Genomic DNA, 2,577 nt, shown 5'->3' with positions numbered 1-2,577 from the left:
TGGAATATGACCTGCTGTTCGATCGTTTCCTCTTCCCGGTACTGGTTTCCATGCCCGACTTCGACGTCGACTTCTGCATGGACGGCCGTGACCGGGTCATCGACTATGTGGCCGAAAAATATGGCCGTAACGCGGTAAGCCAGATCATCACCTTCGGTTCCATGGCCGCGAAGGCGGTGGTGCGCGATGTGGCGCGGGTGCAGGGCAAGTCCTACGGCCTGGCCGATCGTCTGTCGAAGATGATCCCGTTCGAAGTCGGCATGACCCTGGAAAAGGCCTACGAGCAGGAAGAAATCCTGCGGGACTTCATCAAGGTCGATGAAGAGGCGGCGGAAATCTGGGAGATGGCCCTCAAGCTCGAGGGTGTCACCCGTGGTACCGGCAAGCACGCCGGGGGCGTGGTGATCGCGCCCACCAAGCTCACCGACTTCTCGCCCATTTCCTGCGACGAGGAAGGCGGCGGCCTGGTGACCCAGTTCGACAAGGACGACGTCGAGGCCGCCGGCCTGGTGAAGTTCGACTTTCTCGGTCTGCGGACCCTGACCATCATCGATTGGGCGCTTGGCACCATCAACCGGGATCGGGCCAAGACCGGCGAGGCACCACTGGATATCGCCTTTATCCCGCTCGACGACAAGCCGACTTACAGCCTGCTGCAAAAAGCTGAAACCACCGCGGTGTTCCAGCTTGAATCCCGCGGCATGAAAGAGCTGATCAAGAAGCTCAAGCCCGACTGCCTGGAAGACTTGATCGCACTGGTGGCCCTGTTCCGTCCGGGGCCGCTGCAATCGGGCATGGTGGATGACTTCATCAACCGCAAGCACGGGCGCGCCGAACTGGCGTACCCGCACCCCGACTACCAGTACGAAGGCCTGCAGCCAGTACTGGCGCCGACCTACGGCATCATCCTGTATCAGGAACAGGTGATGCAGATCGCCCAGGTCATGGCCGGCTACACCCTGGGTGGCGCGGACATGCTGCGTCGCGCCATGGGTAAGAAGAAACCCGAGGAAATGGCCAAGCAGCGCGGCGGTTTCATCGAGGGTTGCGCCGGTAATGGCATCGATGCCGACCTGGCCGGTAACATTTTCGACCTGGTGGAGAAGTTCGCCGGTTACGGTTTCAACAAATCCCACTCCGCCGCCTACGGCCTGGTTTCCTACCAGACCGCCTGGCTCAAGGCGCACTACCCGGCGCCTTTCATGGCCGCGGTACTCTCGGCGGATATGCACAACACCGACAAGGTCGTGACCTTGATCGAGGAAGTGCGGACCATGAAGCTGCGCCTGGATGCTCCGGACGTGAACACCTCCGAGTTCAAGTTCACGGTGAACGACGAAGGCCGCATCGTGTACGGCCTCGGCGCGATCAAGGGCGTCGGCGAGGGCCCGGTGGAGGCGATCACCGAGGCGCGGGAGGACGGTCCGTTCAAGGACCTGTTCGATTTCTGCGCCCGGGTCGACCTCAAGCGCATCAACAAGCGCACCCTGGACGGCTTGATTCGCAGCGGCGCCCTGGATCGCCTGGGCCCGTACTTCCATGACGAGCCGAAAGCCTATCAGGCCAGCATCGACCAGAACCGCGCGGTGCTGCTGGCGGCGATGGAAGAGGCGATCAAAGCCGCGGAACAGACCGCCCGTACCCATGACAGTGGCCATGCCGACTTGTTTGGCGGCCTGTTCGTCGAAGAGGACGCGGACGTCTACGCCAGCCATCGCAAGGCCAAGGAGCTGACCCTCAAGGAGCGCCTGAAAGGCGAGAAGGACACCCTGGGCCTGTACCTCACCGGGCACCCGATCGACGAATACGAAGGCGAGATCCGCCGTTTCGCCCGCCAGCGCATCGTCGACCTGAAGCCGGCGCGCGATACCCAGACCGTCGCAGGCATGATCATCGCCCTGCGGGTGATGAAGAACAAAAAGGGCGACAAGATGGGGTTCATCACCCTGGACGATCGCTCGGGACGGATCGAGGCTTCGCTGTTCGCCGATGCTTTCCATTCGGCGCAATCGCTGCTGCAGACCGATGCGATGGTGGTGGTCGAGGGCGAAGTCAGCAACGACGACTTTTCCGGCGGCCTGCGCCTGCGGGTCAAGCGCGTGATGAGCATGGAAGACGCCCGCACCAACCTGGCGGAAAGCCTGCGCCTGAAGGTGCACACCGAAGCCCTCAAGGGCGATCAGCTACGCTGGCTGGGGGAGTTGTGCAAGCGCCATCGCGGCGCCTGCCCGATCTCCATGGAGTACACCCGGGAAGACGCCAAGGCGTTGCTGCAGTTCGGCGAAGCCTGGCGGATCGATCCGGCGGATGCCTTGATTCAAGCCCTGCGTGACCAGTTCGGGCGAGACAACGTCTTCCTCCAATACCGTTGACGGTCAGGCGCCAGGAAAGGGCGCCGATCTCGACCCGAATTTTTAATCTCGACCTGAACGCGCCTCTCCCTTAAGGTAGGGCGCGAATAGACAACCGGCCGGCCCAAGCTCTCTTGGACGTCGACCCAAGACGGACGCCTATGAACCCGAATTTTCTTGATTTCGAACAGCCGATCGCCGACCTGCAAGCCAAGATCGAAGAGTT

The 2,577-nt window shown here is 61.9% G+C and carries 2 protein-coding genes; both read left to right on the top strand.

What is annotated here, in order from left to right:
• The coding region (gene dnaE, locus ACQKQA_RS30170) for a DNA polymerase III subunit alpha (protein WP_427564782.1) at positions 1–2,372 on the top strand (2,372 nt) is incomplete at its 5' end.
• A 140-nt stretch (positions 2,373–2,512) separates the two neighbouring features.
• Positions 2,513–2,577 (top strand): hypothetical protein (locus tag ACQKQA_RS30165; RefSeq protein ID WP_427564783.1); only part of this gene is annotated, 65 nt, incomplete at its 3' end.

Origin of the sequence: Pseudomonas sp. NPDC089530 (assembly GCF_050280705.1) — a bacterium.
Classification (GTDB): Bacteria; Pseudomonadota; Gammaproteobacteria; order Pseudomonadales; family Pseudomonadaceae; genus Aquipseudomonas.
The sequence above is the reverse complement of the archived record's forward strand: the minus strand, read 5'-3'. Positions and strand labels throughout refer to the sequence as shown.